General features: G+C 53.4%; 18 protein-coding genes. 8 read left to right on the plus strand and 10 right to left on the minus strand.

The window, feature by feature from the left end:
* Positions 1-80: 80 nt before the first annotated feature.
* The 3 genes from XM38_RS15460 to XM38_RS15470 all read right to left on the minus strand — a co-directional run bounded on the left by XM38_RS15460 (position 81) and on the right by XM38_RS15470 (position 2,170).
* Positions 81-596 (minus strand): DUF1579 domain-containing protein, encoded by a 516-nt coding sequence (locus XM38_RS15460; protein ID WP_080804870.1) that lies wholly within the window; start codon positions 594-596, stop codon positions 81-83.
* Positions 597-719: 123 nt separating this feature from the next.
* Positions 720-1,130, minus strand: coding sequence for a VOC family protein (locus XM38_RS15465; RefSeq protein WP_080804872.1), 411 nt, complete (start codon positions 1,128-1,130; stop codon positions 720-722).
* A 464-nt stretch (positions 1,131-1,594) separates the two neighbouring features.
* Entirely contained in the window at positions 1,595-2,170 is a 576-nt protein-coding gene (locus tag XM38_RS15470) for a GNAT family N-acetyltransferase (protein WP_080804874.1), read from the minus strand.
* A 134-nt stretch (positions 2,171-2,304) separates the two neighbouring features.
* Here XM38_RS15470 and XM38_RS15475 point away from each other — a divergent pair, with 134 nt between their 5' ends.
* Both XM38_RS15475 and XM38_RS15480 read left to right on the plus strand, forming a co-directional pair.
* A complete protein-coding gene (locus tag XM38_RS15475) occupies positions 2,305-2,613 on the plus strand; it encodes a cupin domain-containing protein (RefSeq protein ID WP_187329428.1) in 309 nt (102 codons plus the stop codon).
* Positions 2,614-2,763: 150 nt separating this feature from the next.
* Positions 2,764-4,104, plus strand: coding sequence for a leucyl aminopeptidase family protein (locus XM38_RS15480; protein ID WP_080804877.1), 1,341 nt, complete (start codon positions 2,764-2,766; stop codon positions 4,102-4,104).
* A 52-nt stretch (positions 4,105-4,156) separates the two neighbouring features.
* Here XM38_RS15480 and XM38_RS15485 read toward each other — a convergent pair whose 3' ends face one another.
* Both XM38_RS15485 and XM38_RS29045 read right to left on the minus strand, forming a co-directional pair.
* On the minus strand, positions 4,157-4,777 hold the full coding sequence (locus XM38_RS15485) for an ISL3 family transposase (RefSeq protein ID WP_080804879.1): 621 nt from the start codon (positions 4,775-4,777) through the stop codon (positions 4,157-4,159).
* A 120-nt stretch (positions 4,778-4,897) separates the two neighbouring features.
* A protein-coding gene (locus XM38_RS29045) for an IS630 family transposase (protein ID WP_088431532.1) occupies positions 4,898-5,958 on the minus strand; the annotation gives its coding sequence in 2 pieces (ribosomal slippage) (positions 4,898-5,496 and positions 5,496-5,958; 1,062 coding nt in all).
* Between the two features lie 259 nt (positions 5,959-6,217).
* Between XM38_RS29045 and XM38_RS15495 the strand changes: the two genes are divergently transcribed.
* Both XM38_RS15495 and XM38_RS15500 read left to right on the plus strand, forming a co-directional pair.
* Positions 6,218-6,919 carry an RNA-dependent RNA polymerase family protein gene (locus tag XM38_RS15495; RefSeq protein WP_088430303.1) on the plus strand — a complete coding sequence of 234 codons (702 nt, stop codon included), beginning with the start codon at positions 6,218-6,220 and terminating at the stop codon, positions 6,917-6,919.
* 133 nt (positions 6,920-7,052) lie between these two features.
* A protein-coding gene (locus XM38_RS15500) for an ISKra4 family transposase (protein WP_088429129.1) occupies positions 7,053-8,119 on the plus strand; the annotation gives its coding sequence in 2 pieces (ribosomal slippage) (positions 7,053-7,209 and positions 7,209-8,119; 1,068 coding nt in all).
* Positions 8,120-8,270: 151 nt separating this feature from the next.
* On the opposite strand, the gene prfC is transcribed toward XM38_RS15500, so the two are convergent.
* Positions 8,271-9,911 carry a peptide chain release factor 3 gene (prfC, locus tag XM38_RS15505; RefSeq protein WP_080804881.1) on the minus strand — a complete coding sequence of 547 codons (1,641 nt, stop codon included), beginning with the start codon at positions 9,909-9,911 and terminating at the stop codon, positions 8,271-8,273.
* 135 nt (positions 9,912-10,046) lie between these two features.
* On the minus strand, positions 10,047-10,661 hold the full coding sequence (locus tag XM38_RS15510) for an NUDIX hydrolase (RefSeq protein ID WP_080804883.1): 615 nt from the start codon (positions 10,659-10,661) through the stop codon (positions 10,047-10,049).
* Between the two features lie 273 nt (positions 10,662-10,934).
* On the opposite strand from XM38_RS15510, the gene XM38_RS15515 reads away from it, so the two are divergent.
* Entirely contained in the window at positions 10,935-11,828 is an 894-nt protein-coding gene (locus XM38_RS15515) for an alpha/beta fold hydrolase (RefSeq protein ID WP_225889326.1), read from the plus strand.
* Positions 11,829-11,960: 132 nt separating this feature from the next.
* Here XM38_RS15515 and XM38_RS15520 read toward each other — a convergent pair whose 3' ends face one another.
* On the minus strand, positions 11,961-12,365 hold the full coding sequence (locus XM38_RS15520; protein WP_080804888.1) for a hypothetical protein: 405 nt from the start codon (positions 12,363-12,365) through the stop codon (positions 11,961-11,963).
* Between the two features lie 107 nt (positions 12,366-12,472).
* Positions 12,473-12,877 (minus strand): NIL domain-containing protein, encoded by a 405-nt coding sequence (locus XM38_RS15525; RefSeq protein WP_080804890.1) that lies wholly within the window; start codon positions 12,875-12,877, stop codon positions 12,473-12,475.
* A 143-nt stretch (positions 12,878-13,020) separates the two neighbouring features.
* On the opposite strand from XM38_RS15525, the gene XM38_RS15530 reads away from it, so the two are divergent.
* From XM38_RS15530 to XM38_RS15545, 3 genes are all read left to right on the plus strand, one after another.
* Complete coding sequence (locus tag XM38_RS15530) at positions 13,021-13,611, plus strand: thioredoxin family protein (RefSeq protein ID WP_080804891.1); 591 nt, start codon at positions 13,021-13,023, stop codon at positions 13,609-13,611.
* A gap of 507 nt (positions 13,612-14,118) precedes the next feature.
* Positions 14,119-15,267 (plus strand): WD40 repeat domain-containing protein, encoded by a 1,149-nt coding sequence (locus tag XM38_RS15540; protein ID WP_088430305.1) that lies wholly within the window; start codon positions 14,119-14,121, stop codon positions 15,265-15,267.
* Positions 15,268-15,448: 181 nt separating this feature from the next.
* On the plus strand, positions 15,449-16,900 hold the full coding sequence (locus tag XM38_RS15545) for an ATP-binding protein (RefSeq protein WP_080804895.1): 1,452 nt from the start codon (positions 15,449-15,451) through the stop codon (positions 16,898-16,900).
* Between the two features lie 19 nt (positions 16,901-16,919).
* Here the strand turns inward: XM38_RS15545 and XM38_RS15550 are convergent, their stop codons facing one another.
* A complete protein-coding gene (locus tag XM38_RS15550) occupies positions 16,920-18,494 on the minus strand; it encodes a sensor histidine kinase (RefSeq protein WP_187329429.1) in 1,575 nt (524 codons plus the stop codon).
* Positions 18,495-18,648: the final 154 nt, after the last annotated feature.

Here is an 18,648-nt window from a genome sequence, read left to right on the forward strand (position 1 = left end):
TCGAAACTATTGAGATGGACAACCATCCCATGGCATTTAGTATGGGGCCAGATGGTTGTGGCTCCTGACCTAGAGTTCGATCATCTCCGCCGATAATGGGCCGTCATGAAGAGCTGCCACTGTCCGTCATCCCCGAGGCCATAGGATGTCAGTACCCGGTGATCATCACTCTTGAATTCGATCACATCTTTGTACTGAGCCAGCTTCCCTTCACTGGACATGCTAGGACCTTTCGAATGCAGTGTCAGCACCCGTTCGGCAGCATCTAACTCACCGTCATAGACCCAGAGGTAGGTCATCATCGAGCCAATCCAGGTACCTACGTAGCGCTGTTTTTGGGGATCGTAACCCAGGGTCATCAACGTAGTTGCGGTGCCATGACCACCACACATGTCCCCCTGCCCTTCAGCCACCACCCAGAGCCCACCGAGAGATTTGACACTTTCTGTGCCCGATGACTTTTCGAGCGGTTGGTCTGGACCCATGATGGCTTCGACTTCAAATGTCCACTCACCGATCAACTTATGTAACCATCGGTGCTCCTTCTGGGGTTCAGCTAGCATCGTTGGGGTTTGTTGGATGTCGGTTGTTGCCATGGTGTAATCTCCTTGACTAGGTTTTAGAGTGCTCTATGCCGAGTCGAGGGCAGTAATTCTAGCTGCCGTAGACTGAGTCATCTAGCTGTCGTCTTGGGACTGCAAACCGGTCACCCGCAAGACTCAATCAGCTGCATCACAGTTAATCATCCAGGGAATGCCGAATTGATCGACCACCATGCCGAATTTCTCAGCCCAGAAGGTTTTCGCCAGGGGCATCTGGATGGTGCCGTTTTGGGCTAAGGCGTTAAAGATGTGTTCTGCTTGAGCCGGATCAGTCATCTGCAGAGACACTGAAAAACCCTGGGGTTTTTCGTAGGTGCCAGGGGGACAGTCAGAGCCCATCAGGCCCCAATTGCCCAGGGTGAGGTGGGCATGCATAATTTTGTCACCCCAGTCGGCAGGGACTTCCTGCTCCATCGGTGAGCCTCTATGGGGCATCATGGCCTCGAGGTTGCCACCTAAAACCTGTGCGTAGAACTGAAAGGCCGCTTCACAGTCACCATTGAAAAATAGGTAAGGATTGACTTCCATCGTGTTCTCCTTGTGGAGGATATAGAGGGCTCTCTGGCAATCTGACGCAGTTGGTGGAAAACTATCGGATATGCGATCGCAACGCCACCATCATAATAGTTCATTTGAACTATTTAGCTACAGTTGACATCGTTCTTAACCAAGTGCCTGCATCCCGTTGCCTGACAGGCTGGCTACAGCAGTGTTTGAATCGCTGCCAGAATGGCCTCATCGGGGGCGGGGCCGCTGCTGTCGATTTCTAAATCCCAATCATAGACAACTGCGGCGGCAATTTTGTTGTATTCCTCCACCTGGTCATCTGAGATGGGGATGTGGTCAGCCCTGTCGCGGTGTTTGACCCGATGTAAGCAGGTGGCTCAATCAGCATAGACCCGGATCATCTTGAGGATATATTTCTGGGCCAGCGCCGTCCGCAACTTGCTAAATCCTGCCCCTGATGTTGACAGACCATGCTGAGCGGCTCCTTAGCTGTGATTAAGGCGCCAATCTGGATTAATGCGGCTGGTGAGGACGTGATCTTGCCAGCCGCCGTTGATAAACAGATAGTCTTTTGCAGTGCCTTCAATCTCAAAGCCCAGACGCTTGAGCACATTAGCACTGCGCTGATTGTGGGGCATATAGTTGGCCATAATCCGGTGTAGATTCAGCACCTCAAACCCATAGCGAATCAACTGAGACCCGGCTTCACTCATATAGCCTTGCCGTTGTTTCGCCGCTGCCAAGCTGTAGCCTAGGGTGGCTGCTTGAAAGACCCCCCAAATCATGTTGTTGAGATTGATGGCGCCAATGACCACAGCCGGGGCGGCCTGTTCAAAAATAAACAGTTTTAGCGATCGCTTCTGGACCGCATCCTGCCGACGCGCCTCTAGTTCTGCGGCCCAATAGCCTGGTGTGAGAAAATTATCGGGCCGCTGGGGTTCGAAGGGCTGCAGATAGGCCTGGTTCACCGTGAAATAGTGGATGATGCTGTCGATATCCTTGGGATCTCCTAGGCGGAGAATGAGGCGTTCTGACTCTAAAACCGGCATTGATAATGGCATGCTAGGCTGCAAGAAAATGTGAGGGTACAGCGCTGCTGAAGCTAGTCAGGTACAGGGAGAACTAGGAAGCCCTTGACTTCAGAAAATAAGCTTGTACCTCACCCAGACAGGAAACGCTGTAGGAGGCTATGGTAATGCAACTAGAGCACTGGAATCCCGAAACCGACGGTCCCCTTTCAGAATCTGCCCTACGCCAAAAGCTAGAAGCGAAGGGCTACCGGGTTAGCCGCTACACCTATCCCCCCGGCATGAGCTTTCCGTCCCATACCCACGGCGTCGATAAGATTGATGCCGTCCTCTCCGGACGCTTTCGCATGGCCATGCAGGGTCAATCCGTCATTCTAGAAGCCGGAGATATGCTGACTGTGCCTCAAGGCCAGAGTCATACGGCTGAAGTCGTGGGCAATGAGCCGGTGGTGAGTTTAGACGCGACCAGAGCCTAGGACACCAACATGGAATCCTAACGCCTGCCGTCGATGGCTGTCTAGGCTGGAAATCCTCTGCTGGTAGGCTCTTGAAGCCTTAGGATAGACAGAGTCGTTCGGCCACTGGTCGCATCGAACATGTATTGTTGCTCCGTAGGAGGTTGTCCGTTGTCCCAGCCTATTCCCATCTACCTGGTCGATGCAGAGATGCTCCGCCAGCATCATAGTGATAGCCGCCTTTGGCAGGAGGCTTGCGGGTTTGAAGCAACTCCTGGTAGCTATTGCCTCGTACCTGGTTCAGAAGGGATTGACAAGGTTCTGGTGGGTCGGGGGCGAGACTTGGATACCTGGACGCTGGGGAATTTACCCCAGGTACTTCCTCTCCATCAATATGCTTTAGCCGATGACCTCAGTGCAGAGACAGCCACCCGCCTCAGCCTGGGCTGGGCCTTAGGCCAATATCGCTTCACCCGGTATCAAAAACCCGATCCACCTGGCCTGGCAGAGTTGGTCATGCCTAAGGGGGCCGACACAGACTATGTCAGGGCGGCCACAACTGCCACCTATCTAACCCGCGATCTGATCAATACGCCGGCCAATGATATGGGGCCAGCCCAGCTAGAGGCCCAGGCGCGCACTCTGGCTGATACCTACGGAGCAGACCTCACTCTGATTACCGGTGAAGAGCTGTTAAGCCAAAACTATCCCTTGATTTATGCCGTAGGCCAAGCCAGTGCCCAGGCTCCGCGTCTAATTGATCTGCGTTGGGGGGATCCAGAGGCAGTCCAGGTAACCCTGGTCGGCAAGGGGGTCTGCTTCGACACCGGCGGTCTGCATGTCAAGTCAGGCTCAGGCATGCAGATGATGAAGAAGGACATGGGGGGAGCCGCCCAGGTCATGGGATTGGCCAATTTGATCATGGCCCAGGCCTTGCCGCTGCGGCTGCGGCTACTGGTGCCTGCTGTGGAAAATAGTATTGCTGGCAATGCCATGCATCCCTTGGACGTTATTACTTCCCGCAAAGGGGTGACGGTCGAAATCGGTAATACGGATGCTGAGGGTCGTTTGGTATTGGCAGATGCCCTGGCAGAAGCCAGTCAAGCATCTCCAGATTTACTAATCGATTGTGCTACGCTCACCGGGGCGGCACGGGTGGCCTTGGGGACAGAGCTGCCCGCCTGCTTTTGCAATCATCAAGAGACGGCTGAGGCTCTACTGGCGGCGGGGCAACGGGTGGATGATCCCCTCTGGCAGTTGCCTTTGCACGAACCCTATCGCGCTCTATTGGAGAGTAAGGTGGCTGATATCTCCAATATCTCTGGAGGGTCTTACGGTGGGGCCATCACGGCGGGACTGTTCTTGCGGGAGTTTGTTTCCCCGCAGATTCCCTGGATACACATAGATCTGATGGCCTGGAATCTACGGTCCCTGCCGGGGCGGCCAGAGGGCGGCGAGGCCATGGGAATGCGAGCCCTCTATGAGCTGATCCGGCAGCGGTTGACATCCTAACCAGACTCCCTAGTCCATCAGGGCGGAACGAATGTCAATTCTATTGGCTAAGCTATGCCAAGTTCATATCAATATTCCAACAAATTAGACATCTGAGTTCAAAATTATCAAAGTTACTGAACCCAAATCCAAGTCGCTTAATGAGCTTTAATCGATTATTGATACCTTCCACAATGCCGTTTGTTGTACCATTTTCGAAATAGTTTAGGACCTCGCCAAACCATCGACAAAGGGTACCTACACTACCATTGAAGTATGTTTCAGCATCGACCATCCAGTCAAGCAATTCAAACAGAGCCTCCGACCATTTACTCGCCGTTTCAAAGATAGTTCTAAACTGTTCTTTCAGACCATGCATTTCCGCTAATTTAGGAGAGGCATCTCTAATTTCATTAAGCTTATTTTGCTGCACTTCTGTCAAATTATCTTCCGGTTTAAGTAACGCATATTTACTCTGCTTAAGTGCCTGTCTTACAACCTTGTTCTCAGGGGTATCAGGAGCCGCATTCGCTTCTCTCTTGAGCTGATTCCGAGTCCGATTTAACTCATCGTTAACTAGCTTCATAATATGGAATCGGTCCGCTACAATATCAGCATTCGGAAGATACTTATTCACAAAACTTCGGTAGTTTCCGGACAAATCAATACTGACTTCAAGAATGTGCTCTAACACCTATTGGCCCCAGCCTTCCAGCACTCTCAGCATGTCAACCTGCTTGCGAGAAGGAGCTAAACCAATCAGATTATGTGTGTCTAAATCTACAAATACGACAATATAGCAATCCCAGTTGATTTATGAACAAGGTGAATATTCTTCTATTTTAGAAAAATCGAACTTTTGATGATCTATAAAGAACTCAAACAGATACTTTACAGCGGGGAAAGAACGACACAACCTCCAAAATCTTCTCAATGAATTTTTGGCTTGTAACCAAACATCTTCCACTGGATTTTGTTCTGGTGAATTGGGTGCAAATAGAATACATTTGAATTGCCATTCTGTCTCTTCCTTCCCATGATTGACTGTAGCTAAAAAATCTTTGATCTCTTGTGACTTATGATAACTAGCGCCATCCCAAATTAATGCGATTTGCTTCCCAGGATTTTGTTCCTGCAAGTACTTCATAAAAGCAACTGTATTCTCTCCATTCCCTTTCTCGTAAGGATGCAAAATAAATTCTTTTGTTTGATAGTTTAATGCGCCATAATATGTTTGCCTGATTCTCTCGTTTGTAATAGGGATTTCGATTCGCATATCTGTCTTGCCCCAGACATATCCACAAACATCACCCCAAAGGAGATGACACTCATCCAAAAAAAGTACAATCAATTCCCCAGACTCAATTTTGAACTGGTTTTGACGGATAAATCCTTGGATTTCTTCTCTTTTTTTTTGACTAGAGCTGGATCAGATTTCGGGTTGGTTTTTTGAGATTTCTTCCAACTAATACCTGCTTCCGAAAAAAGTGTATAGTAGCTTTGCTTAGACTTGTAAATCACATCATAATGTTCATCTAAATATGAAACTAATTCATCAAAGTTCCAGTAGTTTCTGGTTCTCAGCCACGAGATAATTTCTGTACGATCATCTGGGGTTAGGTAACTTTTTGATCCTTGGTAGCCGAGTTTAATACCTTCAATGCCTTGTGCTTCGAATCTGTTCTTCCAATATGTAATAAAAGACTTGTTTATTCCCAGAAATTTGGTAATCTTAAAATATGGCTCACCCTCCAATGCCATTTTTACAGCCAATGCTCGCTTAAGCTCTCTTGAATCAGGATTACTACTTATAAAGTCTGATAGAATAGCACGATTATCTACTTTTTGTTGGTGTTCTAATTGAAAACTATTCATGAGTACAACTGTATTGACAGCTTGATGATATTTATATACTACCCATTCTAAACTCATTTAGGGTTGCTATAACACTCTGAAACCCCGGACTTATCAGTCAAATAGTCTGTTTAATTCCTTAAAAACCAGGTATTATCCCGTAGATCTGCTGCATAATACCGGGAAACAGGGGGCTTATCCAGCGGATCTGACACTTAAGTTATAGTTAGGCGGAATACACGAGCTTTTCCTGCGACATTTTTCTAGTCCAAATTTACGAATGAGCACCTACAACAGCGTTCAATACCTTCTCGACGATTACCCAAGGACTCTATTTCCTCTATCAACTACGAAAGTAATTGCGGAGAATACTGGGACTGAAGTTCTTCAGTATGTTTATGAAAAGGTACTGAATCTAAATGAGCCTGCACATTCTTTCTTGTCGCAAGCCAGATGTTATGCCTCCAAACAAGGTTTTCATTTGCGCCGAACAGTAAAACTTGACCCGGTCGCTGAATTATTTATTTATGACATTATTTACAGAAATCGCTCCTTATTTCGCAAGGATTTTAGCCCAAACAGACGTAGTTTTGGCTATAGATTTGAACAAGGAAAACCCATATCTCCATCTAAAAGCTATGGAGACTTCAAGAAAAATTTAGCCTATGTAAAGGCACATTTTAAATTCGCTCTTAAATTTGATATTGCTACGTATTTTAACTCTATATATCATCACTATATTGTCAGATGGCTTAGCGACATAGGAGCATCTAGTAATGATGTTGAGAATCTTGGGCAGTTCCTCCGAGAGGCGAATACAGGGGTTTCCATTGATTGTTTGCCTCACGGAATTCATGCAACGAAAATTATTGGTGCAGAGTTTCTAAAGTTTGTTGATAATTCCGTTAAGTTGAAATGTAGCCTCTTGCTGCGATTTATGGATGATTTTTATCTTTTTTATGTTCTGAAGAAGCTGTGCTGATTTGATGATTATTAGATTAGTATACAAGCTGTCTCTCAGTACTCGGCCAGAAGCGGGTCGTGGGAGCATCTCATTTTTGCGAGAACCCAGCATCTGTGCTGAGATGAAAGGGTAGTCTCTACCCCAAAAGCTCTTGTCCCCCGAAGACCAAGCCGCCTTAGCCCAGCATAGCCGCGAGATTGCCAAGATTCTGCATCGCAATAGCCCTCCTGAAGCCGTTGACACACTTGAAGGCATTGAAACGACGGTGCGGCAGCAGATGCTGGAGCACGTCAGTCCCGAAGTGGGAATTTTTTTGTCGAAGCGTGCACCCAAACCCAACGGGGACGCCCCCGGCAGCTAAAAAGTGTTCTGGGGACCCTCCCGATTCGGGAACAGCAAGCCCAGCGGTTGGGCCTCGAACCCCACGGTCGTCTCAGCCCGCTCTTTGAGAAATGTGCGTTGCGGGTTGCGGCCTGCCAAAGCTATGGGAAAGGCGAAACCGACGTGTCCGTTTTAACGGGGATGTCGTTGAGTCATTCAACGCTGCAACGCCTCGTGCAACGCCAACGTGAGACCCCACCGGAGGCGAAGCAGACGGTCACCGAGATCAGTGTCGATGGCGGTAAAGTGCGCCTGCGGCATCCGGAAAAAGGCGAACCCAGTTACTGGAAAGAATACAAGAGTGCTCGGGTCGAGAATCTGTACTATGGGGCGGCGTTTCAGGCAAATGACTGGCTGCAAGACTGGCTAAATAGCCAACCGTTAGCGAACCCCATCATCTGCCTTGGCGATGGGCATCGGGGCGTCTGGGCGGTGTTTCGTCCCATCGCCACCGTGGAAACCCGTTTAGAAATTCTCGATTGGTACCACTTGGTCGAAAACCTCTATGGAGTTGGGGGCTCATTAAAACGGCTGAAACAAGCCAAAGCTCTGTTATGGGAAGGGCGGGTTGATGAAACCCAGGCGTTATTTACCGACTGCGCTCTGGAGCAAGCCCGGCGATTCTGTGATTACTTGGAGCGACATCGTCACCGAATTGTGAATTACGGCTATTTTCAAGCTGAACAAATCTGTTCGATTGGCTCAGGTGCAGTTGAGTCAGCCATCAAGCAGATTGACCATCGCATGAAACTCCCAGGCGCTCAATGGGTGCCCGACAATGTTCAGCAAGCCTTGCAGGTGCGATGTGCCTATCTGAATAGAGCCTACGATTGTTGATGTTTTTGCAACTTTGAGATGCTCCCGTAAGCTCATACTAATTTTTTTACAAAATTCTGAGCTTGGAAACAGTCTAGCTCACGCCTCTTAGAGTTGTCATCAGCAATCTAAAATTCATGAACCGATAATGACAGATTGTCATCAAATCTCTTTATAAATCTTCCGGTTCTTGACCGGCCACCACCGGCGCGGTCTTACTCAACTTCAACTCAGGATGGTCCATCTCCACCTGCTGACAGTTCCATTCATTGCGGAACAGCAGCACCGGGCGGCCCCAGCTATCTTTCACCGTGGCGGTGTTGAATAGGCGACCTACCGCCTCTAGGGCCTCCCAGCCGCCATCGACCCAACGGGCTACCGAGTAGGGCAGGGGATCCAAGCGGGTCTCGACGTTGTACTCAGTCTGCAGACGAAACTGCACCACTTCGAACTGCAGTTGTCCCACCGCCGCCAGGATGGGATCGCGCTTAGACTCGTCGGCGGAGAACATGATCTGCACTGCCCCTTCTTCCCGCAGTTCCTTCACGCCCTTGTGGAATTGCTTGAACTTAGAGGGGTTGGGGTTTTTCAGGTAGGCAAACAGTTCTGGGGAAAAGCAGGGGATCCCTTCATACTCCAGCTTTTTACCCTGGTAAATAGTGTCGCCAATGGCGAAGGCGCCGGGGTTGTTGAGGCCGATGACATCACCGGGATAGGCCTCATCTAAGGATTTGCGCCCCTGGGCAAAGAGCTTCTGGGGATGGGAGAGGCGCACCGATTTGCCCAGGCGGGCATGGTTGACCACCATGTCCTTTTCAAACTTGCCAGAACAGACCCGCACGAAGGCGATGCGATCGCGATGGCGAGCATCCATATTGGCCTGCAGCTTAAACACAAACCCAGAAAAATCTTCGTGGGTAGGAGGGACATCGCCGAGGGTACTGCGGCGGGGACCCGGCTTGAGGGCATAATCAAGAAAGGCTTCCAGGAAGAGTTCGACACCGAAGTTGGTCATGGCACTGCCGAAGAAGACCGGGGTCATTTTACCGGCATGGACCCGCTCTAGATCCAGCTCCGGGGCCACTTCGTCCAATAGTTCTAATTCTTCCTTGAACTGGTAGTAGAGATCTTGGTCTAGGAGCTCCTCGATGCGGGGATCCCCCAGATCGATGACGGTGTCTGCCGCAGCTTTGCTGCCGTGGGCGGTACGCTGAAACAGATGGAATTGTCGCCGCCGCCGATCGAAGACGCCTTGGAAGCGATCGCCAGCGCCGACGGGCCAATTCACCACGTAGGTTTGCAACCCCAACTCCTGCTCAATTTCATCAAGCAGTTCTAAGGGGTCGCGGGCAGGCCGGTCCATCTTATTAAAGAAGGTAAAAATGGGTAGAGACCGCATGCGGCAGACTTCGAAGAGTTTGCGAGTTTGGGGCTCTAGCCCCTTAGCCGCATCTTCCAGCATGACGGCATTGTCAGCCGCGGCCAGGGTGCGATAGGTGTCTTCGCTGAAATCTTGGTGACCGGGGGTATCCAGCAGGTTGATGGTGTAGTCGTTGTAGTCAAATTGCAACACCGTAGAGGTGATGGAAATACCCCGTTGCTGCTCCAGCTCCATCCAGTCGGAAGTGGCATGGCGCTGGGCCCGGCGAGCTTTCACGGCTCCGGCTTCGTGGATGGCGCCACCGTACAGCAATAGCTTCTCAGTCAGGGTGGTTTTACCGGCATCCGGGTGGGAGATGATCGCGAAGTTGCGACGCTCTTCCACGGCTTCGGCCAGGGTTTGAGATGAAACTGCTGGTGATGACGTTGCCATTATCGCTGGTATCGAGGGTCTCCCCAAATTCTAGAGGCTATGGCCAGGGTTTGACAGCTTTAGGCGTTGGCAATGGGAGACTCTGGAATCCGGTTTAGTCATTTGCCGGGTAATTGTGAGTCACCTGGAGGGCCTTTATCGCAGACCCAGGTAGCTACGCAAATCCTTAAGAATGTGATTCAGGTAGAGATCCATGGTAGAGAGGGGGGTAGGTATCTGCGCCCGCAGGTCAGCCTCAACACTGGAGAGGCTGAACCAGTTAGCTCCGGCATACTCCTGAGGAGTGAGGGTGATGGCCTGCCGTTCGGCGTCGCAGAGAGTCGCGAAATAGGTGAGATTAACGCTGTGCAGACCGGGATGTTGCCATGGAGGTGCCTGTTCCTGGGCTGGCTTCTGGGCAACACCGCTAAAGTGACTAGAATAGGCCCCGAGGTAGTGAAACCGCTCCCTGGCCAGCCAGAGTCCCGCCTCTTGATTGAGCTTACGCTGGACCGCAACCAAGGGCGATTCTCCCACGTGCATGCGGCCTCCGAGCACCCACCAACCCAGGCGAGGGGGCTGGTGGCGCCGGCCCAATAGCACCCTATCTGCATGGACCAGCAACACATCTACACAGGTAATGACCAGAGCCTGCAGAGCCCGATAATAGTCTTGGTCAGGGAGATAGGGAGAGTCGGAGTTGCTCTGGGAAGAGTCTTCGACAAAGTGAGGCACTCCGACCCCGGCGTCTAAATCTTGCCGCTGGGCCATGGCGATGATGGAGAATGCTGGGGGACAGTGGTTCTATTCTGACAACCTGCCCTATTCAGAGATAGCCTTTGGTCGGCAGCTTCATGGAGTGCCCATAATCACCAGCGCTATTTTCCAAGAGCCTGTGTTCTCTGGCAACCGACTCGTATCGGCTGTGGCCGAGGTCGTCTGCAACTGAGAGTCTGAACTGTAACTTTATGTAAAGTATAAACAGAAGCCGATTGTTTCCAGGGGATGCCACCGGCCAATCCCCAACGCGTTTGGAGTTTTATCGTGACTGTCGCCGATTCCATCCCAATTCAGTCCTCTCAGTGGTACTGGCGAGGGTTTTCGATCCGCTATCAACAGGTAGGCCGGACAGGGCCGGCAGTGCTTTGCATTCATGGCTTTGGCGCCTCCAGTGAGCACTGGCGACGCACCCTACCGGTGTTGGCTCAGGCTAATCGGGTCTATGCCATCGATTTGATTGGCTTTGGCCAGTCTGCCAAGCCCAGGCCCAATGCCCCCATAGCCTATACCTTTGAGACCTGGGGAGCTCAGGTCCTCGACTTCTGCCGTCAGGTCATTGGCGAGCCCGCTTTTCTGGTGGGCAATTCCATTGGCTGTATTGTGGCGCTGCAGGCGGCGGTGATGGCCCCGGAGCAGGTGCGGGGGGTGGCGATGCTGGATTGTTCCCTGCGGCTGTTGCATGAGCGCAAGCGGCAGCGACTGCCTTGGTATCGACGGGCCAGTGCCCCGTTATTGCAACGGTTGCTGGGCTATCGCCCCTTTGGCCATTTCTTCTTTAGCCGTGTTGCTCGGCCTCGGGTGATTCGTCGGTTGCTAGGCCAGGCCTACGGTCGCCCCAAGGCGGTAACGGATGACTTGATTCTGGCCCTGTGGCAGCCATCCCAGGAACCGGGGGCAGCCGATGTGTTTCTGGCTTTCGTGCGCTATTCCCAGGGACCCTTGGCTGAGGATCTCTTGCCCCAGGTGCAATGTCCAGTGCTGATTCTCTGGGGAGAGGCGGATCCTTGGGAGCCGGTGGCGCTGGGCCGGGAACTTGGCCGGTATGAGGCCGTCGAAGCATTTATCCCCCTGCCGGGAGTGGGGCACTGCCCCCAGGATGAGGCGCCGGAGCTGGTTAATCCCCTGCTGCAGGAGTGGGTGGCTCGGCACAGCGGCTAGGAGTTGCTAAGAAAGAACCCCTATGCCAGGGCAGCGGATAGGGGCGAAACAGTTAAACGCTTGTAGGTCTACTATGGCTCAGCCTGGGTGGATTGACCCTGAGGCTGTGCCGATTTGTGGAGTGTCCTGGGACTAGGGGAGCCACCAACCAATGCCCAGCCCTAAAAAGGGGAATCCAGCTAGCACGAGGAACGAGAGTAGTCCCCCCAGATCTAGCAATAGGGTATCGACTCGGGCTAATAGGGACACGGCGGCCAGCACGAGGATGTAGGCAAATAGATGAAATTGCACGACGGCCACTACCGATAGGGATGCCAGTACTAGGACCATGATGGAGTAGCCGGCGTCGGACTGGAACCCTAGCAACAGCATGCGGCGAAAAGGTCCCCAGAAAATGGTGAGGATGCTGGCTAATGCGATCGCAAATACCCCGCTCAAGACCCACACATAGGTGGCCACCTCCAGGGAATGGAGAAAGCGACCATAGGTCATATAGGCCAGCAACAGTAGTAGCCACGAGAGCCAGGGAGTTTTCATCGACTTATCTTGTGCCCTAGCCACACCTCGTCCAAGGCGGTCCTACAAAGCGTCCCTCCTACAATAGCCTGCAACCGCCAGATAACTGTCAATGGATAGCATCCGCTTTAGAGGTTGGTGGAAATGGCGTTAACCGGGCACGTGGGAATGCACTGCTCACACATGACACAGGTGGTGCGATTAAACTGCAGCTGAAAGGTCTGGGGGTCAAGGGTTAAGGACTCCGTCGGGCACACCCCCGTGCAGAGCCCGCAATGCACACACGCCTCTTCATCAATCAGAATCTCCCGGCTGGCTAATGACACCCGAATCCCCTGGGTCTGCATCCAGTCTATGGACTCATCCAGTTGATCAATGTCGCCGGACAACTCCACCACTAAGGTCCCAATCTGATTTGGGGCCACTTGGGCTCGAATGATATTGGCAGCAATATTAAAATCCTTGGCCAGGCGATAGGTAATTGGCATATGTACCGATCGCTGGGGAAAGGTAAGCTTGACCCGCTTTTTCATGGGGCTGAATCGATTCCGTTAGACTAAGAAACGGCGGACGTGTACCAGTTCAGCTCGAGGTCAGGGATTTCCCATTGAGTAAGCCGCTAAGTCTGGACTAGTAAAACGTTGAACACACCATCCGTTGCCTCAATTGTGACGTCATGTCTGAAAAGTTGCCAGGTTCTTCTGATATTCAAGGGTCTGCCTTTGGCCAGCGCCTACGAAACTTTCTGATTGTCCTTACAGCAGTTGTCTTAGCCGTCGCCATCTTTGTAGGGGTGCGAGGTCCTTCCCCCAGTGGCTCCCTAACTGCCTTAGCAGAAACTGCCACCCCCCTGGAGACAGCCCTAGCCAACCAACAGCCCACCCTAATAGAGTTCTACGCCAATTGGTGTACCTCCTGTCAGGCCATGGCCAGTGACATGGCCGACCTGCGGCAAACCTACGCCGATCGGGTCAACTTCGTCATGCTCAACGTCGACAACAGCAAGTGGCTGCCGGAAATGCTGCAATACCGCGTCGACGGCATTCCCCACTTTGTTTACTTAGATGAGGTCGGCGAACCCGTGGCCATGGCCATCGGCGAACAGCCTGCCAGTGTCATAGCCGACAACCTAACTGCACTAGCAGCCCATCAACCGCTACCCCATCAACAAGGCTTTGGCCGCACCTCCGAGCTAGGCGAGTCTCCTGCTCCCAAAGCCAGTGCTGGGGAAGATCCCCGCAGCCACGGGGCCCAGGTCGTTCAGTAGTAAGGACGGAACAAGGGTAGGCGAGTAGATGGGGTGACGAGTGACGAGTGATGGGGTGTAGACGCGGTGGCGGCTTCCCGGAGGGTAGGGGTGATGGGGTGATGGGGAGGAGTGAAGAGTGTAGGGCTATGCCCGTGCGTAGGGCTGTGCCGTGTGTAGCAGCAGGGTGCTGAGTTGTCTGTCTGCGGTGATGAAGATTGCTCTGAGCTCCGGTCTCCCTGCTCCCCTCGGGCAAGCACCCTGAGCTACACGATTACGTGTGGTCTTACTGAGGTTTATCACGCCTTGCCGATGCAACGCGATCTTTGGCGACTGACCGACAGGCCCTTCCGCAGGTCCAAGGTGGCAGTTCGACTGCATAGCCCATGTCAGCCCAGAGGTAGAAGCCAACGGCAGATATTCCCGTGGGTTAGGCGGAGCTGTGATGGAGCAGTCTTGACCGATGCCAGGGGAATTCGCGCATAATTTTGGATTATCTAGATTCACGCTACCTCAGGAGGCTCCGTCATGAAGTCCCGTGCCTACAGGTCAATCTGGGCTGGATTGTTTGCCATAAGTCTGACCACCCCGACATTAGCCCTCGCCACTGAAGCGATGCCCTGGTCAGCGACTAACTCCCGGGAGCTGTCGCAGCCGACCTCTTCTCCGTCCCGACAGCTGGCTCAAGCTGCCTCGCCTTTCACCGCAGTGCGCAGTATCAGCCATGGTCGCAGCGTCAATGCCCTGGCCTTTAGCCGTGACGGTCGCTGGTTGGCCACAGCCGGTGGAGACGGCAAGATTCGAGTCTGGAATGTCAATGCCCTACTACAGGGAGATGAGCTCAACTATGTGCGAGTTGTGATCACTGTTCCGGCAGCAGATACCTATGCCACCTCCCTCAGCTTCAGTGCTGATGGCCGCTGGCTCGTCACTGGTACCTACAACGGTGACTTTCGCCGCTGGGATCTCAATGCCTGTGACCCTCACCGTAACACCTGTGCCACTGACCTATTGCAAGAAAAGGAATACCATGGCGTCGACACCAATGTAGGGTTTCATCCCAACGAGACTCTGCTGGCTGGCTCTAACTATGACGGCACCGTCACCCTGTGGAACTGGACTGATCGCTCCGTGGCAGGGGTGTTAGAGCCAGAGACTGGCGCCCAAGATGGTTCTGAACTGGAGGGCCGCTTCTCCTCGTTGGCCTTCAGCAACAATGGCCGCTACCTAGCCGCCGGGACCCACAATAAGAGCATTACGTTTTGGGATTTCGAGGATGATTTCGAGCGGGTACTGACCATCGAAACAACATTTGGAGTCGAGACGGTAGCCTTTAGCCCCGATGATCAGCGCTTGGCCTATGGTACTCTGCGCGGCATAGAACTCCGCGGTTTAGACTATCGCCGCAAGTATCCCCGCGCCAGTGAGCCCGTGCTGTTAGAAAACCCCAGCCGCGTCAACACCCTACTGTTTAGCCCCGATGGCCGCTATATCTTCTCGGGGGATAGCGACGGTACCTTAGCGCTCTGGGATGTGGAAGCCGAGGAATTAATAGGCCGGAGTGATGACGGCCAGAGCCACGATCGCGGCATTCTCGAGGTGACGTATGATCCGGCTAATAACCTCTATGCTAGTGGCAGTAGTGATGGCACCGTGAAACTGTGGCGACTGCGTTAGTGCAGGATTCAGGCAACGGGGTTGTGGTCCTCTCTGTGATGCCGTATGTGGTCTTATAGGCAAGGGGACAGGGTGTCATGCCCAGTAACATTCAGGGTGACCATTGAGTACAATCATGGCGATGTGTTTAGGACGTAGATGCTAGTGGCCTTAAGGGCTAGCATTAGCGATATCCATCACCATGAGCACTGCGTTAACGCCAGAGGACTCCCTATTTCGGTTAGTTGACCGAGTAGCTACGCATCTGGAGCCAGTATCGGTTCAGAGCCATGGGTTGAAGGCAATTCTACAGTCCTGGTTAGGCTTTCTGGCAGCTCAGTCAGAGGCGGCCATCATCTGGACTAAGCTGCCGCGGGGTAGAGGATGGCAGGAATTGCTGAGCCAATACGGTCATGCTCAACCGCGATCGCATCTATACTGCCTAGATCGACCCAGGCAAGAGGGGGGCAATCGTCCCCAAGTAGCTCCCCCGCAGCTGCGCCTACCTTTACCCGATCGCCGGCTGTGGCGAGGCGAGTATCTGCTGCTCTTCTGCCTGCCGTCTGGGTCTGGGGTTCTGCTGGCCCAGCGCCACCCGCCAGCATCGCAACGGGGACCTCAGGCGGGGGAGGCGACAGCCGCCCAACGGGTAGAGCTACGCGTTGTCAGTTCCCTGCAACCGACTGTGGTCAGCGAGGTCAGAGCCGCCCTGCAGCAAATGCTTTATACCTGCCTGCAGACCTATCCGGATCACGTCGAGTGGACAGACCTGCTCAGCCATTGGGAGACTGTTTGTCCTCCACCAGCGTCCTCTACTAACCTAGCCTGGCTAGATCAGTTTCTCTGCTGGCAATGGCAAAAACAGGCGCAGTTAGGCCACCAAGTCTCCCGGTACCGCCGACAGGCCCAATCAGCCACCGACCTCTCCCGGCAAAATGAGTCGCTGATGAGCCAACTGCAACTCAGGGAGGAATTTTGCCATGCCATTGGTCAAGAGCTGCGGACGCCGTTGGCCAATATCAAAATGGCCCTGTCTCTGTTGACGTCTTCTAAGTTACCGCCACAACAACAGCAGCGCTACTTGACCTTGATCAGCCACGAATGCGATCGCCAGAGTTCCGTCATTAACGGAGTATTAGACCTGCTCCAGATCGAGGTCAATGCCCGCCAAGTAACCCCTGCACCAAGCCGGTTAATCGAGACCGTCCCGGCTGTCATCAGCACCTATCAGCCCCTGGCTGAGGAGAAGGGGATCCGCTTGACCTGTACCATTACCGATGATTTACCGTCCCTGGCCTGTCCAGAGGCTTGGCTGCGCCAGATCATGATCCATTTAGTCCACAACAGCATCAAATATACCCCCAGTGGTGGTGAAGCCTGGGTGGCAGCCCAGCAGCGGCAAGCTGACAGAGTCGAGGTGGTGATTCAAGATACTGGCCAGGGCATTGCCCCTAATGAGGTGCCCAAGATCTTTGACCACTTTTACCAGGGGCGGCAGCAACCACCGGATCAGCCTGAAGGGGCGGGGCTAGGGCTGACCATTGTGCAACAGTTGCTGACCCACTGCGGCGGCACCATTACGGTGAACAGTCATCCGGGTAAAGGCACTACCTTTCGAGTGTATTTTCCCACCCATGAGGAGCCTGAGCAATAGACCAATGACCAAGACAGACTTAGAGAGAGCGGCGCTCTAAGGGCAAGAAGACGGTCAACACTTCTCCCTGTTGTGGCCGTTGCCGCACGATTAGCTTGCCCCCCAAGGCCTGGAATAGGTTCTTCGTGGCCTCCAGGTTAAGGCTGAGGCCCCCGGTTTCGGGCTGCAGCATCAGCAGATGGCCCAGAGAACGCAGCGGCGGAGACGATGGCTCTAGCTCCGGTTCTAGGGAATGGCCATCTATAGAGGTGGCCTGGAATTTTAGTTTCAGCTGGTGCCCTGCCAGCACCACCACCAGTTGAATATGGCTCTGGGCTGGCAAACCCTGGACGAAGCGCTCTACCAAGCCTGTGAGCACCTGATTCAGGAGGGTAGGATCGCTGGTGACCAGGGGCAATTGGGCTGGCAGATCCACCGCCAGGGTTAGGTTATGGCGATTGGCCTGCTGTTGCCACAGAGGAATGGCGTCTTGAAACAGTTGTCCCAGGGACATGGGAGCCAATGGACATCGACGTTGGCTGGCTTGAGTCTCCAGTTCTAGGGCTCGGAAAATCAGATTGAAGCGATCGATCTGCTGGGTGCAGGCTTGATCGATCAACTGTAGCCGCCGCTGAACTGCCTCAGCGATATCCTGTCGCTTTAGTAGGGAGCGGGTCAGGGTGCGAATGGTGGTCAATGGGGTACGAATTTCGTGGGCCATGGCCTGCAGTAATTCGGCATCGGCACTGGGGGCCGATGTCGCCGGTGTCTCTTGGTTGGGGGGCCAGGGTAGGGGGGTATCTGGGCGCCTCTCTAGAGGGGGGCTGGCCATGGGTCCATTGGCTGAGGCGGCAGCAGCCTGGGCGGGCTCCCAGCTAGCCAGACGGATATCGGCGTCGGTCCGGGGGGCTGAAGGGGTTTCGACGGGCAGATGGGTGAGCAAGAGCCGGCTAAACTGGGCGACCAGTCGATAATCTGGCGCCTGAAAATCCAGTTCGCCGATCTGGTGGTCTAAGGCCGGTAGGCGTTGGGGGCAGACTTGGGCAATGCGCGATCGCATCTGCTGCCAGATCTGCTCGTTCAAGGCTGGTGCAAAGGAAAACCGGAAGGCAGGTCCTTGACCCAACACTAGAGACAGACTGAAGTGAGGCATCACCACCAGGCAGAACCGCTCGTTACCCAGGGGATCCTCAGGATCTAAGGGCACCAGGCAGGATTTGCCGATCAGGGTGGCCGGGTCCCCCTGGGCAGGCAGCCTGGGCAAGGTCGATAGCCACTGGCGTGGAATCAGAATCCAGGGAGACACCCTGGCCAATAGGTGAGCGTCCCGTAGCACTGGCAATGGTCCCGAAATCACCACCCCTGGAGTGGCTTCTGCAGCCGGCGGCTCCGGGACCGGAGATAGGCTAGTCTGAAGCAATTGATTGACGGCGGCCAGGCTGCCCCACCACTGTGTCTCTGCCTGCAGCCGCTGCTGCACCTGGGGGCACGACTGCGGCCAGGAAACAGCCCCATCGCCCGCACTATGGTCCGCACTATGCTCTGGAAACAGCCTCCCTAGAGGCTGTTCCTGGTCTAGGATGTTGCTCAGTGACCTATGGGAGAAACTAGCCACCAAATGGCTCCCTTGCTGTAGGCAGCAACTAAGTTGCGACACGTTTGTGGCGCAATGACTTAGTTCAAGCTTACGAACTGACCGTTTCGCAGACTAGGGGTAGAACCGAACGTCGAGGTGCTGGTTTCTGCCGCATTCTCTAGGGGCACCCAGG

Source organism: Halomicronema hongdechloris C2206, assembly GCF_002075285.3.
GTDB classification, from domain to species: domain Bacteria; phylum Cyanobacteriota; class Cyanobacteriia; order Phormidesmidales; family Phormidesmidaceae; genus Halomicronema_B; species Halomicronema_B hongdechloris.